Genomic DNA, 20921 nt, shown 5'->3' on the forward strand with positions numbered 1-20921 from the left:
CCCCGATGATTTCGCCGGACAACCCGTTCGCCGCACCCAGCGAACTGCCCTACGCCCTGCCGCCGTTCGACCGGATCGCGGACGAGCACTACCGGCCCGCGTTCGAGGCCGGACTGGCCGAGCACGCGGCGGAGATCGAGCAGATCGCGGCGCAGGACGCCGAGCCGACGTTCGAGAACACCATCGTGGCCCTCGAGCGCGCGGGCGAACTGCTCGGCCGCGTCGCGAGCGTGTTCTACAACCTGTCCGGTTCCAACAGCACCGACGAGATCCAGGCCATCCAGGCGGAGTTCGCGCCCAAGCTGGCCGCCCACCACGACGCGATCCACCTGAACCCCCAGCTGTTCGCCCGGATCGACGCGCTCCACGCGCGGCGCGGCGAACTCGGCCTGGACCCGGAGTCGCTGCGGCTGCTGGAACGGCGGCACACCGACTTCAGCCGCGCCGGCGCCGGGCTCGGCGAGGCCGAGCAGGCCCGCCTGCGCGAGCTCAACGAGCAGCTGTCCACCCTGCAGACGAAGTTCCAACAGAACCTGCTCAAGGACACCAACGACCTGGCCGTCGTGATCACCGACCGCGCCGAGCTGGCCGGCTTCGGCGACGGGGCCGTCGCCACCGCCGCCGAAGCGGCCTCCGCCCGCGGCGAGGACGGCAAATACGTCCTCACGCTGACCCTGCCGACCAGCCAGGCGTCGCCGCTGGAGACCCTGCGCGACCGCGAGGTCCGCGAGCGGATCCACACCGCGTCGATGGCGCGGGGCAACCGCGGCAACGAGTGCGACAACAACGCCGTCGTCGCCGAGATCGTGCGGCTGCGCGCGGAACGCGCCGCGCTGCTCGGCTACCCGAACCACGCGGCGTACGTCATCGCGGACGAGACGGCGAAGACCGCCGAAGCCGCCGCCGGCCTGCTGGAGCGCCTGGCGCCCGCGGCGGTCGCGAACGCCCGCGCCGAAGCCGCGGAACTCCAGCAGCTGCTGGAAGCCGACGTGCCGGGCGCGAAGCTGCGGCCGTCGGACTGGCCGTACTACGCCTCGCAGGTCCGCCGCGAACGCTTCGACGTCGACACCGAGGCGCTGCGCCCCTACTTCGAAGCCGACCGCGTGTACCTCGACGGCGTCTTCTTCGCCGCCACCAAGCTCTACGGCCTCACCTTCACCGAGCGGAACGACCTCCCGAAGTACCACCCCGAAGTCCGGACCTTCGAGGTCTTCGACGCCGACGGCAGCCCGCTGGGCCTCTACCTGCTCGACCTGTACACCCGCGACGCCAAGCGCGGCGGCGCCTGGATGAACACCTTCGTCGACCAGTCCGAGCTGCTCGGCCGCAAGACCGTCGTGGTCAACGTGCTCAACGTGAACAAGCCGCCGGCGGGGGAGCCGACGCTGCTCACCTTCGACGAGGTCGTCACCGCGTTCCACGAGTTCGGGCACGCCCTCCACGCACTGGTGTCCTCGGTGCGCTACCCGACGTTCTCCGGCACCAACGTGCCCCGCGACTTCGTCGAATACCCCTCCCAGGTCAACGAGATGTGGATGCTGTGGCCGGAAGTCCTGGCCCACTACGCCAAGCACCACGAGACGGGGGAGGCCCTGCCCGCCGAGCAGGTCGAGAAGCTCCTCGCCGCCCAGCAGTACGGCGAAGGCTTCGCCACCACCGAATACCTCGCCGCCTCCCTGCTCGACCAGGCCTGGCACGGCCTCGGCGTCGACAACCGCGTCGAAGACGTCCAGCGGTTCGAGACCGACGCCCTGGTCAAAGCCGGCGTCGCGGTCGAAGCCATCCCGCCCCGCTACCGCACGACCTACTTCGCCCACATCTTCAGCGGCGGCTACAGCGCCGGGTACTACTCCTACATCTGGAGCGAAGTCCTCGACGCCGACACCGTCCAGTGGTTCCGCGAGAGCGGGGGACTGACCCGCGAAAACGGCGACCACTTCCGCCGCACCCTCCTCGGCCGAGGCGGCAGCATCGACCCCATGGACGCCTTCCGCGCCTTCCGCGGCCGCGACCCCGAAATCGAGCCGCTCCTCACCCGCCGCGGCATCAACGGAGTCTGAACTCCAACTGTATAACGACCTATACTGCGGGGCTGGTTTCGGAAAACCAACCCCGCAGTGCTGTCCCCGCACGGCCAAATACCGCGAAGAAGGCCGCGGGGCGGGCCGGAACGGCTTCCCCGTAGGCCGCACATCCGTGACTCTCGCCGAGGTTGCCGGAGAGCTAGCTTGGGGCTTCGACAACTCTCGGGGAGGGAGATTCGATGAGCAAATCACGGATGTCGGTCATCGCGGCCTTGTTCGTGCTCGCGATGAGCAGCCTGTTCGTCGTTCCGGCTTCGGCGGGGACGCAGACGGCCGCCACGACGGAGGCGGTCTGCACCGGGGCGGGTTCCTGCTGGTTCACGTGGGGCCGGATCACGGCGGGCGACTGCACGATGGACCAGGCGAAGTGGACGCTGAACCGCAACGGCAGCGCGTCCTTCGAAGCGGTGATCACCAGCAGCGACAGCAACGACGCCTGGCTGATGTGGCCGGTTGCCGTGGACAGCAACGGTTTCGTCCTGGGACCGATCACGCACGGCGGTGACCCGAAGTTCGTGCGGGGCACGGTGAAGAACCAGTGGACCTGGTGGTTCGACGCCGGGTCGTTCGACGCCGGGTTCTTCGACCGGATCAACAGCATGAGGTTGACCAGCCACTGCTGATCGTGCGGGCACCGGCCCCGGCGCCTTCGGGCGTCGGGGCCGGTGCCGTGGTCAGCCGCCGGTGACGATGTGGTCGACGAAGCCGTAGGAAAGTGCTTCGTCGGCGTCGAACCAGCGGTCGCGGTCGGCGTCGGTGGTGATGCGCTCGACGGTCTGGCCGGTCTGGCGTGCGGTGATTTCGGCGATCCGGCGCTTCATCTTGCCGAAGACCTCGGCCTGGATGGCGATGTCGGTGGCGGCGCCGCTGATCCCGGCCGAGGGCTGGTGCATGACGATCCGGGTGTTGGGCAGCAGGTAGCGCTTTCCGGGGGTGCCGGAGGAGAGCAGGAACTGGCCCATGGAGGCGACGAAGCCGAGTCCCCACGTCGAGACGTCGGGTTTGACGAGCTGCATGGTGTCGTAGATGGCGAGGCCGGCGGTGACGGAGCCGCCGGGTGAGTTGATGTAGAAGGTGATGTCCTTCGCCGGGTCGTCGGCGGCGAGCAGGAGCAGCTGGGCGATGAGCCGGTTCGCGACTTCGTCGGTGACTTCGGAGCCGAGGAAGACGATGCGGTCGCGCAGGAGCTGTTCGTAGACCGAGTCGTTGAGGGACTGGCCGGGTGCCTGCATGTCGGGTACGGCGAGGAGGGTCATGGCTCGACGGTAGGGCCTCGGTTCGGGGGTGTGGCGGGGGTTTCGCTGTGGGCGTGCGGGTTTCGCTGCGGGCGATCAGGTGCGGCGGTGGCGGCCGGGGGTGGTGCCCATGATGGTGGCGAAGGCGGCGATGAAGTGGCTGGGGTTGGCCCAGCCGCAGGCGTGGGCGACGTGGGTGGTGTCGTGGCCGTCGGCGAGGAGGACGAGGGCGTGGTGGATGCGGAGCTGGGTGCGCCATTCGTAGAAGGTCATGCCGAGTTCGTCGTGGATGAGGCGGCTGAGGGTGCGGGCGCCGGCTCCGACCTGCTGTCCGAGTTCGGCGAGGGGGGTGTTGTCGCCGGGGTTTTCGGCGAGGGTGCGGGCGATGGCCCGCAGCCGGTCGTCGTGGGGTTGGGGGAGGTGAAGGGGTTGTTCGGGGGCTGTGTGGAGCTGGTCGACGAGGACGCGGCGGAGGCGGGTGTTCGCGGCGCGGTCGTGGTCGTGGGGGCCGGTGAGGGTGAGGAGGAGTTCGCGGGCGAGGGGGGAGGCGGTGAACACGGCGGGGTGGCCGGGCAGGAGCCGGGCGAGGGTGGGTGGCAGGAAGACGATCCGCATGTCGGTGTCGCCGTGGGCGCGGTGGTGGTGGGTGCGGCCGGCGGGGGTCCAGGCGACGCGGTTGGCGGGGACGATGGAGGTGCCTTGCCCGGTGGTCACGGTGAGGACGCCGCGGGCGGCGTAGACGAGGTGGCCGCGGGGGTGGGAGTGCTGGGGGCTGGTGCCGCCGGAGGGCCATTGGTGGGCGCCGCCGGTGGGCCAGAGCCGTGATGCGGAAGGTTGGCGGCCTGGGGGCACAGGTTGGCATTCTACCGGTGGTCGGCCGGGTGGGGTGGCGGTGACAGTGGGCGCATGAGGTCGATGCGAGCGGTGGTTTGCGTGCGGGCGGGTGGTCCGGAGGTGCTGGAGGTGCGGGAGCTGCCGGTGCCGGTGGTCCGGGCGGGCTGGAGCCTGGTGGCGGTCAAGGGTGCGGGGTTGAACCGGTCGGAGCTGAGGACCCGGCAGGGGCATTCGCCGGGGGTGCGGTTTCCGCGGGTGCTGGGGATCGAGTGTGTGGGGGTGGTGGCGGTGTCGACCGATCCGCTGGTGGCGGAGGGGACGACCGTGGCGGTGGTGATGGGTGGGCTGGGCCGGGACTTCGACGGGGGTTATGCGGAGTTCGCGTTGGTACCGAACGCGTTGCTGATGCCGGTGACGACGACGTTGCCGTGGGAGGTGCTGGCGGCGTTGCCCGAGACGTATTTGACGGCGCGGGGTGCGCTGGAGGCGTTGGGGGTGGTGCCGGGTGGCCGGTTGCTGATCCGTGGGGGGACGTCGTCGGTGGGGATGGCGGCGGCGTCGGTGGCGTCGGGGCACGGGGTGGCGGTGGCGGCGACGACCCGGCGGCGGGGCAAGGCTGGTGCGCTGGCCGCGGTGGGTGTCGAGCACGTGCTGGTCGACGGGGGTGCGGGGGTGCGTTCGGTGTGGCCGGAGGGGCCGGACTACGTGCTGGATCTGGTCGGTGCGGACACGGCGGTGGATTCGCTGGGGGTGGTTCGCCGTGGGGGGACGGTGTGTGTGGCGGGCTCGCTGAGCGGGTGGGTGGTCCCGGATTTCGAGCCGATCGCGAGGATTCCGTCCGGGACGCGGCTGACGGCGGTCCACAGTGACGATTTCAAGGGCCGGGCGGGGGCGGCGGTGTTGCAGCGGGTGGTGGACGACGTGGCGGGCGGTGTCTGCCGGCCGAACCTGGATCGGGTGTTCGGGCTGGAGGACGTCGTCGCGGCTCACGGGTACATGGAGGCCGACCGGGCGGCGGGGAAGGTGGTGCTGGTGCCGTGAGGGGCCGCCGTCCGGGGAGGACGGCGGCCCCTTGGTGGCCGGGAGAGCCGGCTCAGATGAGGCCGAGCTTCTGCACGGTGTCGCGCTCTTCGACGAGCTCGGCGACGGAGGCGTCGATGCGGGCGCGGGAGAAGTCGTCGATCTCGAGGCCCTGGACGATCTGGTACTGGCCGTTCTCGGCGGTGACCGGGAAGGAGGAGATGAGGCCTTCGGGGACGCCGTAGGAGCCGTCGGAGACGACCGCGGCGGAGGTCCAGTCGCCGGCCGGGGTGCCGTTGACCCAGGTGTAGACGTGGTCGATGGCGGCGGAGGCGGCGGAGGCGGCGGAGGAGAGGCCGCGGGCCTCGATGATCGCGGCGCCGCGCTTGGCGACGGTGGGGATGAAGTCGTTTTCCAGCCAGGCCTGGTCGAGTTCGATGGCCTTGCCGGCGGCTTCGGCGTGCTGGACCGAGGGGTACTGGGTGGCGGAGTGGTTGCCCCAGATGGCGAGCTTCTTGAGCTCGGTGACCGGGACGCCGAGCTTCTTGGAGAGCTGGGCGAGGGCGCGGTTGTGGTCGAGGCGGGTCATCGCGGTGAAGCGGTCGGCGGGCACGTCGGGGGCGTGCGAGCGGGCGATGAGGGCGTTGGTGTTGGCGGGGTTGCCGACGACGAGGACCTTGATGTCGTCGGCGGCGCCGGCGTTGATGGCTTCGCCCTGGGGTTTGAAGATGCCGCCGTTGGCTTCGAGGAGGTCGCCGCGCTCCATGCCCTTGCTGCGGGGGCGGGCGCCGACGAGGAGGGCGATGTTGGTGCCTTCGAAGGCCTGCTTGGGGTCGTCGAAGATGTCGGTGCCGGCCAGGAGCGGGAAGGCGCCGTCTTCGAGCTCCATGGCGGTGCCCTCGGCCGCCTTGACCGCCTGCGGGATCTCGAGGAGCCGCAGCTTCACCGGGACGTCCTGGCCGAGGAGCTGACCGGACGCGATGCGGAAGAGCAGCGCGTAGCCGATCTGGCCGGCCGCGCCGGTGACGGTCACGTTGACAGGGGCTTGGGTCATTGCGGTTCTCCAGCTTGAGACGACTTTGGCTAGTGCTTGGGAGCCTATCCCTCCTGGGCGTCGCTGTTCGGGTGCGGCCGGTCACTGTTGTGAGGATCGCTTTTCAGGTGTCGGTGACGTTGGCGGCGAGCCGGTGGAGGAGGTCGGCGAGCTGGGCGATCTCGGTTTCGGTGAGGCCTTTTCGCATGCGCTGGTCGTGGGCGATGGCGGCGGTGGCGAGCCGGTGGAAGAGTTTTTCGCCGTCGTCGGTGAGGGTGACGAGGTGGACGCGGCGGTTGTCGGGGTCGCGGCGGCGGGTGACGAGGCCGGCGGTTTCCATGCCGTTGAGGTGGTGGGTGAGGGTGGCGCCCTGGATGCCGACGGCGTCGGCGAGTTCGCGTTGGTTGGCGGCGGGCCGGGTTTTGAGGGAGATGAGGATCTGCCAGACGGGTTGGGAGCCGCCTTCGGCGGCGAGGGCCTGGTCGAAGGCGCGGGCGGCGGTTTTGGCGGTGCGGGCGAGGACGACGCCGATGGGTGCGGTGGTGGGTGCTGGCACGGTGGGGACCCTACCGCAGAAGCCGAGAGGTCTAAGCGTTTGACATCTAATGGTTAGACTTCTAACGTTGTGCTCATCGACCGGAAGGGGAACACGATGAGCACCGAAGAGCAGGTCCGCGAGTTCGGCCGGGTCTGGGCCGCGGCCGAGGAGCGCGGCGACACCGAAGTCCTGGCCGGCCTGGCCGCCGACGGCTTCCGCCTGGTCGGCCCGCTGGGTTTCGTGCTGGACCGGGACCAGTGGCTGGCCCGCTACGGCGGCGGCGGGCTGGTCACCGAGAAGCTGGACTGGGCCGAGGTCGAGGTCCGCGACTTCGGCGCCGCGGCGATCGCGATCGGCGTGCACGACCAGGTCGCGACGCACCAGGGCAACCCGGTGAACGGCCGGTTCCGCGCCACGCACGTCCTGGTCCGCGACGGCGGCCGCTGGCGGCTGGCCGGCATCCACCTGAGCCCGATCGGCGGCCCGCCGCCGTTCGCGCCCGCCGGGGAGCAGCGATGAGCGTCGAACTGAACCACACGATCGTGTGCGTCACCGACCGGGAGAAGTCGGCCGCGTTCCTGGCGGGGATCCTCGGCCTGCGGACCGGGCCGGTCACCGGGCCGTTCCGGCCGATCCGGCTCGCGAACGGCGTGACGCTGGACTACCTGCGCGTGGACCGGGTCACCAGCCAGCACTACGCGTTCCTCGTCGGTGACGACGACTTCGACGCGGCGATGGCGCGCATCGAAGCGAGTGGCCTCACCTACTGGGCGGACCCGTTCCACGAGCGGGCCGGCGAACTCAACCACGCCGACGGCGGCCGCGGGGTCTACTTCGAGGACCCCGACGGCCACAACATGGAACTGCTCACCAGGGCGTAGAGGAGGACGGTCATGCGGTTGAGCATCGGGGTCACGGACTTCTCGTGGCCGGACAAGCTGACCGACGAGCTCGCGGGCGTCGCCGTCGCGGCCGAGGACGCCGGCCTGGACACCCTGTGGGTCGCCGACCACCTGCTGCAGGCCGACCCGCACAGCACCGCGGATTCGGCCATGCTCGAGGCGTACACGACGCTGGGGTTCCTGGCGGGTCGGACCAGCCGGATCGGGCTGGGCACGATGGTCTCGGCGGTGACGTTCCGGCCGCCCGCGCTGCTGGTCAAGGCGGTCACGACGCTGGACGTCCTCTCCGGTGGGCGGGCCCGGTTCGGGATCGGCACCGGGCACCACGACGGCGAGGCGCGGGCCATGGGGCTGCCGTTCCCGCCCGTGGGCGAGCGGTTCGAGCGGATGGAGGAGACCATCCGGCTGGCGCTGCGGATGTGGGCCGGGGACGACTCGGCGTTCGAGGGCGAGCACTACCACCTCGAGCGTCCGATCGGGAGCCCGCTGCCGGTGCGGCGGCCGCGGATCCTGATCGGCGGGGCGGGCGAACGGAAGACGCTGCGGCTCGTCGCCCGGTACGCCGACGCGTGCAACGTGTTCGACATCCCCGACGGCGGCCGGACGGTGCGGCACAAGCTGGCGGTCCTCGCGCGCCACTGCGAGGAGGCCGGGCGGCCGTACGGCGAGATCGAGAAGACCATCAGCACCCGGCTTTCGCCCGGCGAGCCGGCGGGGGCGTTCGCGGCGCGGTGCGCGGAGTTCGCCGGGTGGGGGATCGACCACGCGGTGGTGATCACGGCCGGGCCGTGGTCGGTCGCGGGGGTCGAGACGCTGGGGCGGGCCGCCGGTCAACTGGACTGACCGGACGTCGCGGGGGTGATCGTGCCGGTGAACGGGGGGACCGGGGGCGCGAAATCGTTTTCCCGATAATTTGTTCGCGCTCACCGGGAATGGGTGGATCCGAGATTTGTCGGAAGGTGAGCAATGCCGTGTGGTGGGACGGCTACGCGGCGTTGCTCCGTTCAGCGGGGTTTGCTTCCATGATCCTTTCGCTACCATGGTTCGGCCCCCGTCCCCAATTTGAATGTATTGGGAAGGATTCCGATGCTGTCTGCGGTCGTTGCTGCCGTAATGGCGCTGTCCTCTGTGGTCGCCCCGCATTCGTGGAACACTCCTCCGCCGCCCGACAAAATTGTCATCGACGTCGTGAACGCCAACGGCACGGGCTGCCCGCTCGGCACGTCCGCGGTGGCCGTTTCGCAGGACAACACCGCGTTCACCGTGACGTACAGCGCTTACACCGCGTTGGTCGGGATCGGTGCCGGCCCGCTGGACGCCAGGAAGAACTGCCAGATCGGCCTGCGGGTGCACGTGCCGCAGGGCTTCACCTACGGAATTGCGCAGGCCGACTACCGCGGATTCGCCCACCTGGAACGCGGCGCGACCGGCCTGGAAAGAGCGAACTACTATTTCCAGGGTAATTCCCCGACGGCCTACATCCAGCATCCGCTGGCCGGTCCGTTCGAGGACGACTGGCATTTCACCGATTCGACGGAGGTCGGGGCGATCGTGTTCAAGCCGTGTGGCGAGGAACGCAACCTGAACATCAACACGGAATTGCGGGCCGCGGCCGGGACGTCGGATCCGAAGAAGACGACGAGCTACGTCACGATGGACTCGACCGACGGCAGCATCACCACGACGTACCACTTCGCGTGGTTGTCCTGCCCGTGACCGGCTCCGGGTGACCGGAGGTGGAGAGGGGCGGCGCGGCGGGAGAGCCGCGCCGCCCCGGCGGTCACCGGTTCGCCGGGGCCCGCGGGTCGGTGGCCTGGACGCCGAAGACGAGGCCGAGGGAGACGAGACCCTCGTCGAGGTGGCTGAGGCTGGAGAGGACGGCGCGGGTTTCGGCCTGCTCGACGCGGTCGGAGACGGGGGTGCCGTCGTCGCGCACGAGCGTGCCGGGTGTGGGGCCACCCGGGGCTGCCAGGGCTTTGCGGAGGACGTCGATGTTGGCCAGCAGCCGGCCGGTGAACTGGCGGAGCCGGTCGGCGTCGGCGCCGGCGAGCTGCCCGGGCTGGGCGCGGGCGGCGACGTGGCGGGCCCGGAAGGCGATGGTCTCCAGCGTGGTGAGCACGTGCCAGCCGTAGTCGCGGCGGGCGCTGCGGAGGTTGACCGGGTGGGTGAGCGGTTCGATGGTGGTGCGGACCTGTTCGACCGCGCGGTCGAGGTCGCGGGACAGCTCGATGATGTTGACGTTCTCTTCGCCGGCGAGCAGGCCGCGGGTGTGCTCGAGGAACTCTTCGAGCTCGTCGAGCACTTCGCCGATGTCGTCGAGCATCACCGAGCGGGTGCGGACCGGGACGATGACGACCGCGGCCAGGATGCCCGCGGCGGCGCCGACCGCGGTCTCGGCCACCCGGATCCAGAGGACTTCGAGGCTGAACGTGCCGAGCAGGCTGTAGAGCAGGCCGAGCATGCTGGTGACGAAGAACGCCATCACCACCTGGGACACCCGGGCGCTGTAGACCATTCCGAACACGCAGACCAGGATCAGCGCGAGCGTGGCCGGGGTGCTGCCGGCGACCAGGAGGGCGAGCACGACGCCGCCGACGATGCCGATCAGGGTGCCGCCGAGGCGGCGGACGCCCTTGACGAAGGTGGCGCCGGCGCTGGAGGCGCCGATGAACACGACGAACACCGTGAGCACCGCCCAGTACCAGCGCTGGTGGGAGACGAGTTCGCCGCCGACCACGGCGAGGCCGCCGCCGACGACGGCCTGGATGGCGCTGCGGGTCCGGTTGTCGTAGGCGAAGCGCGGCGCCGGTTCCTCGTCCTCGTCGGCGAGGGGATCCACTGTGGACTCGGGGGCGGCGGCGCGCTGGGCGCGGTCGTCGGCCAGGGCCAGCTCGGCCAGCGCCTTCCGGACGCCGTCGCCGGGAGCGGCGTGTTCGTCGATCCGGCTGCCTTCGACGAGCATGCGGCTGAACTCGCCGGTCTGGCTGATCAGCGGCAGCTCCCGCGGGTCGCGTTCCATGAGGGCGCGGAAGCGGGCGAGCCGGGCGATGAGGTCGTCGCGGACGTCCCCGGTGAGCTCGTCGGAGCAGGTGCGCTGGACGGTGATGGCCAGCCACTGCACCGCGAGCTCGACCTCGATGGCGCGGCGGCGCAGGCGGTCGGCGGCCCGGGCGTCGACGACGTCGGGGGCGGCGTCCTCGATGAGCAGGACGCATTCGTGGAGCCGGGCGATCGCCGAACGCAGCTGCTTGCGGGTGCGCTCGCTGCCGTTGACGGCCAGGTAGGCCTCGGTGGCGCGGACGACGGCGCCGAGGCGCGCGCGGAAGGCGCGGCGGACCCGGAGGAACTCGGCCTCGGCGTTGCGCCGCAGCAGCACGAACCGGACGACGGCGTTGGCGAGGACCCCGACGGCGAGCGCGAGCAGCAGCTGTGGCACCTGCTTGACGTGGGCCTGCAGGAACATCGGGAAGAAGAACAGGAAGAACCCGATCGAGCCGAGCGCGGTGCCGCGGGCGCCGAACCGCTGGGCGTAGACGGCGACGAAGATCAGCAGGACGAACACGACGCTGTCCATCGGCGGCAGGGCCGAGCCGAGACTGGCGACGGTGATCGACGCGGCTCCGGCGAGGAACGCCAGCACGAGGGTGACGGCCTGGGCGCCGGGGGTCGGGTCGTTGACGGTGAACGCCGTCATCATCGCGGCGATGGCGCCGACGAGCATGACGGTGAGCGGCACGTGCGCGGGCAGCAGCGCGGCGACGGCGAGGACGATGCCGAGGACGGCGGAGCCGGCCAGCCGCAGCCGGACCAGCCCGGGGTCGGCCGCCGCGAGCCGGTCGAGGGCGGCGGTGCGGAAGTGGTTCATCGGGCGAGCAGCTCCCACTGGGCGAGGGTCGCGCGGCGGCCGCGGGTGGCGGTGATCCGCAGCCGGTAGCGGGCGTGCGCGGCGGGGACGGCGAGGACGAACGGGCGGGTCTGGCGGCGCCACCGGAACAGCTCGCCGTCGCGTTCGTCGAGGGTGGTCCAGTGGGTGCCGTCGTCGGAGCCTTCGAGGACCCACGCGCTGGGGTCGCCGCCGCGGGCACCGGAGGTGAGCGTGTACATCGTGACTTCGCGGGGTTCGCCGGTGACGGTGAACTCGATCGCCGGGGTGGCGCCGCGGAAGGTGACCTGGGTGCGGGTGGTGTCGTCGAAGAGCGCGTCGACGCCGGTGCCGTCGGTGGCGGTCGCGGTGCCGGTGAGGTCGGTGACCGGGTCGGGGTGTTCGGCGGGCGGCGGCGGGGCGCCCCAGCCGGTCGGCTCGGTGGTGAGGTCGAAGACGAGTTCGGCGCCGCGGGCGAGGGTGGCGTGGGCGATCGACGTCGTGTCGTGGGGTTCGCCGTCGACGGTGAGGCCGCGGACGTAGACGGTCTCGTCGGTGTTGCCGGGGGCGCGGACGACGAGGGTCCGGCCGTCGCCGAGGTGCACCGTGGCCTTCTCGAACAGGGGTGAGCCGATCGCGTAGCGGGGGCTGCCGACGGCGAGGGGGTAGAAGCCCAGCGCGCTGAAGACGTACCACGCGGACATTTCGCCGTTGTCCTCGTCGCCGGGGTAGCCCTGGCCGATCTCACTGCCCAGGTAGAGGCGCCGCAGGACCTCGCGCACGACGCGCTGGGTCTTCGCGGGTGCGCCGGCGAGGTTGTAGACGCAGGGGATGTGGTGCGAGGGCTGGTTGGAGTGGCCGTACTGGCCCATCCGGACATCGCGGGCTTCGGTCATCTCGTGGATCAGCCCGCCGTACGCGCCGGGCCGCCGCCCGGTCTCCGGGGTCGCGAAGAACTCGTCGAGCTTGGCTTCGAGCCCGGCGTGGCCGCCGTGCAGGGCCGCGAGGCCGGGTCCGTCGTGGGGTGCGGTGAAGGCGGTGTTCCAGGCGTTGGTCTCGACGAAGTCGCCGCCCCACGCGGCCGGGTCGTAGCCCTCGGGGGCGAACTTGCGGCGGCCGTCGCGGTGGCGGCCCTGGAAGAACCCGATCGCCGGGTCGAAGTGGTGGACGTAGTGCTTCGCCCGCTCACGGAAGTAGGCGGCGTGGTCGGCGTACCTCCGGGCGCGCGGCCCGTCGCTCTCCCGGGCCAGGGCGTCGGACAGGTTGGCCAGGCCGAAGTCGTTGATGCAGCCTTCGAGGGCCCAGGACAGTCCTTCGTGGACCGACGTCGGGGTGTAGCCGAGGAAGATCGACTGGTCGAGGCCCTTGCGGCCGACCGAGCGGTGCGGCGAGGTGACGGTGGCGTTCTTCAGGCCGGCGTCGTAGGCGGCTTCGACGTCGAAGCCGCGGACACCCTTGAGGTAGGCGTCGGCGAACGCGACGTCGGAGCTGGTGCCGGTCATCAGGTCGGCGTACCCCGGTGACGACCACCGCGAGATCCAGCCGCCTTCGCGGTACTGCTGCACGAACCCGTCGACCATCCGGCCGCACTGCACCGGGGCCAGCAGCGCGTACGCGGGCCAGGTGGTGCGGTAGGTGTCCCAGAAGCCGTTGTTGACGTACAGCTCCCCGTCGACGACCTTCGCCCCGGTGCGCTTGCGGGTGCTCGGCCACCAGCGGCGGATCACCGGGCTGGCGTGCCGGATGCCGTCCGGTGTGTTCTCGTGGGCGACGTTCGGGTAGAGGAACAGCCGGTAGAGGTTGGAGTAGAGGGTGGTGAGCTGGTCCTCGGTGGCGCCTTCGACCTCGATCCGGCCGAGCTGCTCCTGCCACAGCTCACGGGCCCGGGCGCGGACCTGCTCCACCGTCGTCCCGGCCGGGATCTCCTGCTCGAGGTTGCGCTTGGCCTGCGCGAGGCTGATCAGCGACGTCGCGATCCGCAGCGTCGCCTCGGGACCGTCGAACTCGAAGTAGCCCGAGACGCGCCGCCACGGCGGGCGGTGGACCTTGGCCCCGCGCGTGGCCGGGGCGTCGGTGACGCCGTAGACGAACATGCGGCGCGCGCCGGCGGACAGGCGGCTGCGGACCCGGGTGTACCCGGTGATCACGCCGGTGTCGGCGTTCAGGCGGAGGCGGCCGCGGTTGGCGGCGTTGTCGAACAGCAGCCAGCCGTGCTTATCGGGGAAGGTGAAGCGCATGATCGCCGCGTGGGACGTCGGTGCGAGGTCGGCGGTCATGCCGTTGGCGAAGCGGACGCCGTAGTGGTGCGGCGAGTCGGTCTCGTCGTCGTGGGAGAAGGCCAGCGCGCGTTTGCGGCGGTCGGGCTCGACCGGTCCGGTGCCGGGCATGACGTGGAAGGTGTGCCGGTCGCCCATCCACGGGCTCGGCTGGTGGCTCAGGGCGAGGGCCTGCAGCGCCGGGCGGTTCTGCGCGTCGTTGTGGCGGTGGTAGGAGTAGATCCAGTTGGTGACCCCGGCGTCGGTCACCGGGGTCCAGAAGTTGAACCCGTGCGGCACGGCGGTGGCGGGGAAGTTGTTGCCGCGGGAGAACTGGTCGCTGGAGTGCGTGCCGCGGGTGGTGCGGACGAAGTCGACCGGGTCCCGGGGCGGGTCGGGGCGTTCGGCGACGCGGACGTCGTCGATCCAGCCGGTGATCTCGCCGTCCGGTGCCGCGGTGAGCAGCACGATCCGGCTGATCCGCCGCCCGGCGAACGCCCCCAGCGGACGGCGGACGAGGTTCCACTGGTCCACCCAGAGCGTCTTGTCGTCCTCGGGGGCGAACCCGGCCGACGTGCCGTCGGCGAATTCGACGTCGAGGCTGACCCGGGTGGCGTGGTAGGCGGGGATCTCGCCGTCGGACCGCGGGAAGACCACATAGGACAGCTCGGTCCGCCCGGTGACGGGCGCGTCGAGTTCGAACAGGACGCTGCGGGGCCGCGGGCCGTAGCGCAGGGCCTTGGCCCCGGTGAAGCCGACGCCGGTCTTGGCCGTGGGGGAGCGGTCCGGGCCGCCGTCGACCATCAGGTCGGGGTCCGCCGGCTGCGGCTCACCGGTTTCGAAGGAGGAGAAGAACACGGCGTCGGACATGAGCCCACCGTATCGGCCGAACGGCGTAGCCCGCGGTCCGGAACGGCACCGAAGCGGGGATTCCCCGCCTCTTCTCCCGGACAGGCCGGGCCGGGCCGGGCCGAAACGCCGTGAAGGCCTCCTCACCGGCCACAAGAACCGGCGAGGAGGCCTTCACGGACCTGCTACGGACCTAGATCTTCGCGCACTGCCCGGCCACCGGGCCACGGACCGTGTTCACCAGGTCGTGGTCGGTCGGGGCCGGCGAGTTGAGCGCGCAGGCCAGCGGGCCACCGACGGTGCTCGAGGTGAGCACCGGCCCGTGGTTGCCGGTCAGCGCGACCGGCCCGGCGACGTCGGTCAGCTCGACCGACACCTGACCGGTCGCCCCGGTGATCGCCAGCGGGCCACCCACCTTCGTGCGGTTGAGCACCACCTGGGCGGCGCCCGTGGCCGCCAGCGGCCCGTTGATCGAGCCGCCGCGCACCACCAGCGAGGCGCCGCCGCTCACGGTGACCGGCCCGGACACCGTCGCGTCCTGCAGGCACACCGTGCCCGAGGTGACCGACAGCGGCCCCGCCGAAGCACCCGTGATCGTGCGCGTGCAGGCGGCGTCCGGCTGACCCAGCAGCTCGAGCTCGGCCAGCTGCGCCGGGGCGCCGGTGCTGGTCGCGGTGACCTCGAGCTTGTAGTAGGCGTAGTGCGCCGGGTCGGCCACCTTGAACGCGCGGGTCTGCTGCCGCCAGCTGAACGCCTGGTTCGTCTGCCGGTCGGCCACCGCCCAGGTCTTGCCGTCGTAGGAGCCCTTCAGCACCCAGCTCTTCGGGTCGCCCGCACCGGTCTGGGACGTCAGCGTGTAGTGCGTGACGGCCTCGTCGGTGTTGTTCAGCTGGTACTGCACGGCACCGGTGACGGCGGCCTGGGTGCGCGAGGTGTTGTCGAGCAGCGCCGCGGCGTCGGAGCCGTCCGAAGTGGACAGCGTGCCCTTGCCGGGGCCCGTCTCGTCGTGCAGCGGCGTCGGCACCGCGTCACCCTTGGTGATCGACGTCGGCGCGTCGTTCGGGCCGGTGCCCCAGTTCGAGGGGTTCGGGCCCATGTCGAAGTCGATGACCCCGCCGCGCGCGATCAGGTCCTGCGACAGCGACGTCGAGGAGTACGCCTTGCCGTTGACCTTCACACCCTGGACGTAGACGTTCTTCGCGCTGTTCTTCGGCGCGTTGATCACCAGGTCCTTGCCGCCGGCCAGGTGGATCGTGGCCTTCTTGAACAGCGGCGACCCGATCGCGTAGTTCGGGCTGCCCATCTGCAGCGGGTAGAACCCCAGCGCGCTGAAGGTCCACCACGCCGACTGCTCGCCGTTGTCCTCGTCGCCCGCGTACCCCTGGCCGATCTCGCTGCCGGTGTAGAGCCGCGAGAGCGCCTCACGGACCTTCGCCTGCGTCTTCGACGGCTGGCCCGCGTAGTCGTACATGTAGAGCGTGTGGTGCGAGGCCTGGTTGGAGTGGCCGAGCTGGCCCATCCGCACGTCCCGCGCCTCCCGCATCTCGTGGATCACGCCCCCGTAGGTGCCCGGGAAGCCGGCGGTCTCCTGGTCGGCGAAGAACGCGTCCAGCTTCTTCGCCAGCCCCGCCTTGCCGCCGTAGAGGTTGGCCAGGCCCTGACCGTCCTGCGGCACGGAGAACGCCATGCCCCAGCCGTCGGTCTCGGTGTAGTCGATGCCCCACACCCGCGGGTCGTACTCCTGCGGCGAGCGGCTGAACTTGCCCGCCGCGTCGCGGCCCTGGAAGAACCCGACGCTCGGGTCGAACAGGTTCACGTACTGCTGGGCCCGGCTGGTGAAGTACTCGTAGTTGGCCAGGTACTCCTGCTTGCGCGGATCGCTCGCGGGAGCCTCGTCGTAGAGCTTCTTCGACAGGTTCGCGATGCCGAAGTCGTTGACGTAACCCTCGATCGACCACGAGAACCCGTGGTCGGCGCTGTTGGGCGCGTAGCCGAGGAACATCCCCTGGTCCACGCCCTTGCGGCCGACGGCGTTGTTCGGCGGCGTCACCGTCGCGTCCTTCAACGCCGCGTCGTAGAACGACTTGACGTCGAAGTTCTTCACGCCCTTGAGGTAGGCGTCGGCGAACGCGACGTCGGCGCTGGTGCCCGTCATCAGGTCGGCGTAGCCCGGCGAGGACCACCGGGAGATCCAGCCGCCGTCGCGGTACTGCTGCACGAACCCGTCGACCATCTTCCCGGCCATGTCCGGCGTGAGCAGCGAGTACGCCGGCCAGGTGGTGCGGTAGGTGTCCCAGAACCCGTTGTTGACGTAGGTCTGGCCGTCGACGATCTTCGCCCCGGTCTGCGTCGGGGTGTCCGCCCCGACCTTCGGCGAGACGAAGCTCGCGTACTTGTAGACCGGCTTCTCGGCCGTGCCGGTGTTCTCGTGGCTCTCGTTCGGGTAGAGGAACAGCCGGTACAGGTTCGAGTAGAGCGTCGTGATCTGGTCCTTCGACGCGCCCTCGACCTCGATCACCTTCAGCTGGTCGTCCCAGACCCGCTGCGCGGCGTCGCGGACGGAGTCGAACGTCGCGTTCGGCGCGACCTCGAGCGCCAGGTTCTTCTTCGCCTGCTCGACGCTGATCAGCGACGTCGCGATCCGCATGTTCACCGTCTTGTCGGCGCCCGCGGCGAACCGCAGGTAGCCGGTGACGTTGTCGCGGCCCTGCCCGGTGAGCTTCCCGCCCGCGGTGACCGGCTTGTCGAACGTGGCGTAGACGAACATCCGCCCCGCCCCGGCCGACAGACCGCTCTTGACGTCGGTGAAGCCCGACAGCGTGCCGTTCGCGGTGTCGAGCGTCAGCCCGCCCTGGTTCTTGAAGTTGTCGAAGATCAGGCTCGAGTCGCTGCCCGGGAAGGAGAACCGGAACATCGCCGCGTGGTCGGTCGGCGCGATCTCGGTCTTGATCCCGTTCTCGAACTGCACGCCGTAGTAGTGCGCGCGAGCGGTCTCGTTGTCGTGCTTGAACGCCAGCGCCCGGGCGTCGCGGTTCGCGTCCGGCACCCCGGCGGCCGCGGACGGCATCACCTGGAAGGTCTGCCGGTCGCCCATCCACGGGCTCGGCTCGTGGCTGACGCTGAACGCCTGCAGCTCCGGCAGGTTCTGCTCGTTGTTCTGGCTGTGGTAGTTGTACATCCACCGCACGTCGCCGTTGTCGGCGTTCGCGTCGGTCACCGGCGTCCAGAAGTTGAAGCCGTGCGGCACCGCCGTGGCCGGGAAGTTGTTGCCCCGGGAGAACGTGCCGTTGGCCATCGTGCCGCGCGTGGTGACCACGTTGTCGCTCGGGCGGGTGCTGGCCGGCGGGGTCGGCGTGGCCGAGATCTTCACGTCGTCCAGCCAGCCCTGCAGGGAGCCCGGGCCGTCGGGGTTGTCGTAGCCGACCAGGATCCGGTCGATCGTCTTGCCCTTGGCGACCGTGCCGATCGCCGAGCGCACCAGGTTCCACTGGTTGGTGTAGAGCACCTTGCTCTTGCCCTGGCCTTCCGGCGTCAGGGGGAAGCCGTACTGGTCGGTCGCGCCGAGGTCGCGCAGCCGGGTGCCGTCGGTGAAGACCAGGTCGATCGCGACGTTCGTGCTCTGGTACTTCAGGTCACCGGTGATGAACTGCGGCTGCACCTTGTACGACAGCTCGGTCGAGGCCACGACCGGGACGTCGACGTCGAAGACCTTGTTGTACGACCAGCCGTGGCCCTCGGCGGTCTGGCTGCCCGAGTAGCGGAACGCCTTGAGCCCGGTGAAGCCGACGCGGTTCTTGTTCGTGTACCCGCTGGTCGGGCCGGAGTCGGTGAAGGTGCGCATGTTCGGCAGCGGCGGCGGCGCCGGCTCGTCGTTGGCCAGCAGCAGCTCCGACAGCTGCAGGATCGGCCCGCCGTTGTTGCGGGTGATGTTCAGGCGGAAGAACTTGTACGCCGCGGTCGGGGCCGCGAGCTGGTAGTTCTTCTGCTGGAACCGCTCGGTGAACGCCTGGTCGGTCTGCTTGTCCAGATCGGTCCAGGTCAGGGCGTCGGTGGAGCCCTGCAGCGTCCAGTCCTTCGGGTCGCGGTTGTCGAAGTCGTTCGCCGAGGAGAGCGCGTAGTGCGTGATCGAGGTCGGCTCCGACAGCGTGATCTGCGCCCACGCCGTGGGGTCCCAGGACAGCCACTTCGTGTCGGTCGTGCCGTCGACGAGGTTCGAGACGACTTCGCCGCCGCCGGTGTTCTCGCTGCTGGCGCTGGACTCGGTGACCTTGCCGCGGATGTCGCCGGGGATCGCGGTGCCGTTCGCGCCGTTGATGCCGGACGCGCGGGGCTTGCCCGCCGCGTCGGTGTCGACGGTGTCGGTCCAGGTCGGCTGGACGTCACCGGGCTCGAAGGAGGACGAGAAATCGGCGGGGAGGGCTTCTTCGGCGGCGGACGCCGTCGTCGCGGGGAGGGCGACCAGGCCGGCGGCGACCACGGCGGCGGTCACCAGGAAAGCGACCGGCGGTCTGGCGCTTCGGGGCATCATTGCTCCAAGCTCTGGAGGGTGAACGGGGGACCGACGGACGGGGACCCGGCGGTGCCCAGGAAGCGAAACGCGCGGGTGACATCGATGTCAAGACCGGTTGGCAAACCTGGCCAGAACTGGACAACCGAGGGGAACGCGACCTGATGAGAACAGTCCGGATCTTCACCGCCATCGTCACACTCAGCCTCGCCACCGCCGGATTCGCCCCGGCGGCGGCCGCCGCCGCGACGGAGTCCCCCGTCCGGCCGATCACCGCCTGCGGCGACCTGGTCCGCGGGTTCGCGCTCCCGGGCGCCGCCACGCACGTCACCTCGGCGGCCGTGGTCGCCGCGACCGGCACCGACCCCGAGTACTGCGGCGTGCGGGGCTACGTCGAACCCGCCGTCCGCTTCGAGCTGCGGCTGCCCACCAAGACCTACGCCGGCCGCTACCTGCAGTACGGCTGCGGCGGCTTCTGCGGCCTGGTCAACCCGCCCGCCTTCGCCGACTGCGGCCTGCCGCACGGTGGCGACGTCGCGGTCGCCGCCACCGACGACGGGCACGTCGGCACCACCCCGGCCGTCGTCGACGACGGCAGCTGGGGCGCGGACAACCAGGCCGCGCGCGACGACTTCGAGTTCCGCGCGCCGCACGTCGTCTCGCGCGCCTCGAAGGCGATCATCCAGGCGTTCTACGGCGCCCCGCCGCGCAGGTCCTACTTCACCGGCTGCTCCGACGGCGGCCGCGAAGGGCTCCTGCTGGCCCAGCGGTACCCGGCGGACTTCGACGGCATCGACGCCGGCGCCCCCGCGAACTACTGGGGACCGCTGCTCGGGGAGTACCAGACGTGGCTCGCGCGGGCGAACGCCGCCGCCGACGGCAGCCCGGTCCTCACCGCCGCCAAGCTGCCCGCGCTGCACGACGCCGTGCTCGCCGCCTGCGACCGCCTCGACGGGCTCGCCGACGGCCAGCTCGACAACCCGCGCGCCTGCCGCTTCGACCCGGCCACGCTCACCTGCGCCGGCCCGGACACGCCGTCCTGCCTCACCCCGGCCCAGGTCGCCGTCGTGCGAAAGCTGTACTCGCCGCCCACCGACGCCCACGGGACGCTGCTCTACCCCGGCGGCCAGGAGCCCGGCTCCGAGCTGTCCTGGGCCGGCTGGATCATCGCGACGCCCGAGACCGGTGGCGTCGCCTTCGCCCGCAGCCTCGCCGACAACTACCTGCGCTACCTCGGCTACCCCATCGGCGCCCCGGCCTCGACCGTCGACACCTTCGCCTTCACCCGGCGCGAGTTCGACCGGCTCACCCCGGTCGGTGTCCGCTACAACGCGATGAGCCTCGACCTCTCGGCGTTCCAGCGCCGCGGCGGCAAGCTCGTCCTGTGGCACGGCTGGGCCGACGAGGCCATCCCGCCGGCCGGCACCCTCGACTACTACCAGCGGCTCACCCGCGGCCACGGCCAGGACTGGGTCCGGCTGTTCATGGTCCCGTCGCTCTACCACTGCGGCGGCGGCACCACGCTCACCGAGTTCGACCCGCTCAAGCAGCTGGTCGCCTGGGTCGAACGCGGCACCACGCCCACCGTGGTGACCGCGACCGGCCGCGACGCCGCCGGCACCGTCACGCGGACGCGGCCGGTGTTCGCCTACCCGCAGCGGGCGGTCTACGACGGCACCGGCAGCGTCGACGACGCGGCCAACTTCCGCCCGGCGCCGCCCACCTCGCCGGTCCGGGACGTCGTCCACTGGGCCGGCGAGCGGCTGCACGCGATTCCCGGCCCGGTCGCGCGGTAAAACCGG

15 protein-coding genes are annotated in these 20921 nt (G+C 70.9%); 8 read left to right on the forward strand and 7 right to left on the reverse strand.

Features of this window, described 5'->3' with window-relative positions; genetic code table 11:
* The first annotated feature begins 5 nt into the window (after positions 1–5).
* Positions 6–2060: a M3 family metallopeptidase gene (locus tag ACH54P_RS04605; protein WP_489911067.1), complete on the forward strand. Its 2055-nt coding sequence runs from the start codon at positions 6–8 to the stop codon at positions 2058–2060.
* A gap of 203 nt (positions 2061–2263) precedes the next feature.
* The gene (locus tag ACH54P_RS04610; protein WP_489911068.1) at positions 2264–2707 is read left to right on the forward strand and encodes a DUF6294 family protein; all 444 of its coding nucleotides are present in this window, start codon (positions 2264–2266) and stop codon (positions 2705–2707) included.
* A gap of 51 nt (positions 2708–2758) precedes the next feature.
* On the opposite strand, the gene ACH54P_RS04615 is transcribed toward ACH54P_RS04610, so the two are convergent.
* Both ACH54P_RS04615 and ACH54P_RS04620 read right to left on the reverse strand, forming a co-directional pair.
* On the reverse strand, positions 2759–3340 hold the full coding sequence (locus ACH54P_RS04615) for a ClpP family protease (protein ID WP_489911069.1): 582 nt from the start codon (positions 3338–3340) through the stop codon (positions 2759–2761).
* A gap of 75 nt (positions 3341–3415) precedes the next feature.
* A complete protein-coding gene (locus ACH54P_RS04620; RefSeq protein ID WP_489911070.1) occupies positions 3416–4171 on the reverse strand; it encodes an AraC family transcriptional regulator in 756 nt (251 codons plus the stop codon).
* A gap of 54 nt (positions 4172–4225) precedes the next feature.
* On the opposite strand from ACH54P_RS04620, the gene ACH54P_RS04625 reads away from it, so the two are divergent.
* The gene (locus tag ACH54P_RS04625; protein WP_489911071.1) at positions 4226–5194 is read left to right on the forward strand and encodes a zinc-binding dehydrogenase; all 969 of its coding nucleotides are present in this window, start codon (positions 4226–4228) and stop codon (positions 5192–5194) included.
* Positions 5195–5246: 52 nt separating this feature from the next.
* On the opposite strand, the gene ACH54P_RS04630 is transcribed toward ACH54P_RS04625, so the two are convergent.
* Positions 5247–6227 carry a malate dehydrogenase gene (locus tag ACH54P_RS04630; RefSeq protein WP_489911072.1) on the reverse strand — a complete coding sequence of 327 codons (981 nt, stop codon included), beginning with the start codon at positions 6225–6227 and terminating at the stop codon, positions 5247–5249.
* 103 nt (positions 6228–6330) lie between these two features.
* On the reverse strand, positions 6331–6762 hold the full coding sequence (locus ACH54P_RS04635; RefSeq protein WP_489911073.1) for a MarR family winged helix-turn-helix transcriptional regulator: 432 nt from the start codon (positions 6760–6762) through the stop codon (positions 6331–6333).
* Positions 6763–6858: 96 nt separating this feature from the next.
* Here ACH54P_RS04635 and ACH54P_RS04640 point away from each other — a divergent pair, with 96 nt between their 5' ends.
* The 4 genes from ACH54P_RS04640 to ACH54P_RS04655 all read left to right on the forward strand — a co-directional run bounded on the left by ACH54P_RS04640 (position 6859) and on the right by ACH54P_RS04655 (position 9362).
* On the forward strand, positions 6859–7263 hold the full coding sequence (locus tag ACH54P_RS04640) for a nuclear transport factor 2 family protein (RefSeq protein WP_489911074.1): 405 nt from the start codon (positions 6859–6861) through the stop codon (positions 7261–7263).
* Positions 7260–7625 carry a VOC family protein gene (locus ACH54P_RS04645; RefSeq protein ID WP_489911075.1) on the forward strand — a complete coding sequence of 122 codons (366 nt, stop codon included), beginning with the start codon at positions 7260–7262 and terminating at the stop codon, positions 7623–7625. The genes ACH54P_RS04640 and ACH54P_RS04645 overlap by 4 nt, the downstream gene beginning before the upstream one ends.
* Before the next feature lie 12 nt (positions 7626–7637).
* Positions 7638–8489 (forward strand): TIGR03560 family F420-dependent LLM class oxidoreductase, encoded by an 852-nt coding sequence (locus ACH54P_RS04650; protein WP_489911076.1) that lies wholly within the window; start codon positions 7638–7640, stop codon positions 8487–8489.
* 243 nt (positions 8490–8732) lie between these two features.
* Entirely contained in the window at positions 8733–9362 is a 630-nt protein-coding gene (locus tag ACH54P_RS04655) for a DUF4360 domain-containing protein (protein WP_489911077.1), read from the forward strand.
* 64 nt (positions 9363–9426) lie between these two features.
* On the opposite strand, the gene ACH54P_RS04660 is transcribed toward ACH54P_RS04655, so the two are convergent.
* The 3 genes from ACH54P_RS04660 to ACH54P_RS04670 all read right to left on the reverse strand — a co-directional run bounded on the left by ACH54P_RS04660 (position 9427) and on the right by ACH54P_RS04670 (position 19137).
* Positions 9427–11511 (reverse strand): FUSC family protein, encoded by a 2085-nt coding sequence (locus ACH54P_RS04660; protein WP_489911078.1) that lies wholly within the window; start codon positions 11509–11511, stop codon positions 9427–9429.
* The gene (locus ACH54P_RS04665; protein ID WP_489911079.1) at positions 11508–14633 is read right to left on the reverse strand and encodes a GH92 family glycosyl hydrolase; all 3126 of its coding nucleotides are present in this window, start codon (positions 14631–14633) and stop codon (positions 11508–11510) included. Before ACH54P_RS04665 ends, ACH54P_RS04660 begins: the two co-directional genes overlap by 4 nt.
* Positions 14634–14805: 172 nt before the next feature.
* The gene (locus ACH54P_RS04670; RefSeq protein ID WP_489911080.1) at positions 14806–19137 is read right to left on the reverse strand and encodes a GH92 family glycosyl hydrolase; all 4332 of its coding nucleotides are present in this window, start codon (positions 19135–19137) and stop codon (positions 14806–14808) included.
* Positions 19138–19283: 146 nt separating this feature from the next.
* Between ACH54P_RS04670 and ACH54P_RS04675 the strand changes: the two genes are divergently transcribed.
* The gene (locus tag ACH54P_RS04675; protein ID WP_489911081.1) at positions 19284–20915 is read left to right on the forward strand and encodes a tannase/feruloyl esterase family alpha/beta hydrolase; all 1632 of its coding nucleotides are present in this window, start codon (positions 19284–19286) and stop codon (positions 20913–20915) included.
* The last annotated feature ends 6 nt before the right edge of the window (positions 20916–20921 follow it).

It is taken from the genome of Amycolatopsis sp. N2S4-7 (assembly GCF_058119595.1).

Excerpts from the sequence above, each read along its gene's own strand:
- ACH54P_RS04640 (WP_489911074.1), top strand. The coding sequence starts at position 6,859 with ATGAGCACCGAAGAGCAGGTCCGCGAGTTCGGCCGGGTCTGGGCCGCG.
- ACH54P_RS04605 (WP_489911067.1), top strand. The coding sequence starts at position 6 with ATGATTTCGCCGGACAACCCGTTCGCCGCACCCAGCGAACTGCCCTAC.
- ACH54P_RS04670 (WP_489911080.1), bottom strand. The coding sequence starts at position 19,137 with ATGCCCCGAAGCGCCAGACCGCCGGTCGCTTTCCTGGTGACCGCCGCC.
- ACH54P_RS04645 (WP_489911075.1), top strand. The coding sequence starts at position 7,260 with ATGAGCGTCGAACTGAACCACACGATCGTGTGCGTCACCGACCGGGAG.
- ACH54P_RS04655 (WP_489911077.1), top strand. The coding sequence starts at position 8,733 with ATGCTGTCTGCGGTCGTTGCTGCCGTAATGGCGCTGTCCTCTGTGGTC.
- ACH54P_RS04665 (WP_489911079.1), bottom strand. The coding sequence starts at position 14,633 with ATGTCCGACGCCGTGTTCTTCTCCTCCTTCGAAACCGGTGAGCCGCAG.
- ACH54P_RS04610 (WP_489911068.1), top strand. The coding sequence starts at position 2,264 with ATGAGCAAATCACGGATGTCGGTCATCGCGGCCTTGTTCGTGCTCGCG.
- ACH54P_RS04630 (WP_489911072.1), bottom strand. The coding sequence starts at position 6,227 with ATGACCCAAGCCCCTGTCAACGTGACCGTCACCGGCGCGGCCGGCCAG.
- ACH54P_RS04660 (WP_489911078.1), bottom strand. The coding sequence starts at position 11,511 with ATGAACCACTTCCGCACCGCCGCCCTCGACCGGCTCGCGGCGGCCGAC.
- ACH54P_RS04615 (WP_489911069.1), bottom strand. The coding sequence starts at position 3,340 with ATGACCCTCCTCGCCGTACCCGACATGCAGGCACCCGGCCAGTCCCTC.
- ACH54P_RS04650 (WP_489911076.1), top strand. The coding sequence starts at position 7,638 with ATGCGGTTGAGCATCGGGGTCACGGACTTCTCGTGGCCGGACAAGCTG.
- ACH54P_RS04675 (WP_489911081.1), top strand. The coding sequence starts at position 19,284 with ATGAGAACAGTCCGGATCTTCACCGCCATCGTCACACTCAGCCTCGCC.
- ACH54P_RS04625 (WP_489911071.1), top strand. The coding sequence starts at position 4,226 with ATGAGGTCGATGCGAGCGGTGGTTTGCGTGCGGGCGGGTGGTCCGGAG.